The sequence below is a fragment of the Vibrio sp. 1069 genome, assembly GCF_033340555.1.
Genome location: NZ_JAWOWP010000836.1, coordinates 1 through 542 on the forward strand (window position 1 = coordinate 1; position 542 = coordinate 542).

General features: G+C 49.1%; 1 protein-coding gene. It reads right to left on the reverse strand.

Annotated features, from left to right (window positions below; translation table 11 throughout):
- Window positions 1-111 precede the first annotated feature (111 nt).
- Window positions 112-542 (reverse strand): pyruvate dehydrogenase (locus R7040_RS29340; protein WP_169600717.1); only part of this gene is annotated, 431 nt, incomplete at its 5' end.

Below are 542 nucleotides of genomic sequence, written 5' to 3' on the forward strand. Positions count from 1 at the left end.
ACTTAACCAGTTCGTTTTGAAAATGCTGTTTAATCATTGGTATCTCCTTAATTTCAGAGGGAGACACCATCCCCTCAGGGACCGATGTCCCCCGTGGGGTTAATGTTTGGGTTAAGAAGCCTTGCGGCTTAATTCAGTATCAAATCGAGGACCTTTGAGAACCGCAGTTTTCATAACCTCGAAGTTTCTTGGGTAACGCAGCTTTGAAACTGCGCCAGCTCGGATGTCGGCAGCCTCACTTGGAGAGACTAGCCTTAACCCTTCGCTGGTTTCAGCGTAGAACCAACCGGCATAACGCTCATAGGCATTCTGCTGGTACTGTTCAGTCGCCATATTCTTCCGGATCGCCTCTGTTAAGGCCTCAACAACACCGTCATCTTTCGTGATGATGTTGAAAACATGAGAGACGGTCAGGAAGTTCCCAAAGAAGCAGGCTGCCCCAAGCCAAGGCTGGAACATTTCGCCATTTCGCCCCGTCCTCACCATTGGTTCAAACGGGTATGGGCGATAACAGTGATACTGCTCAAACATCGGGTCAAGAA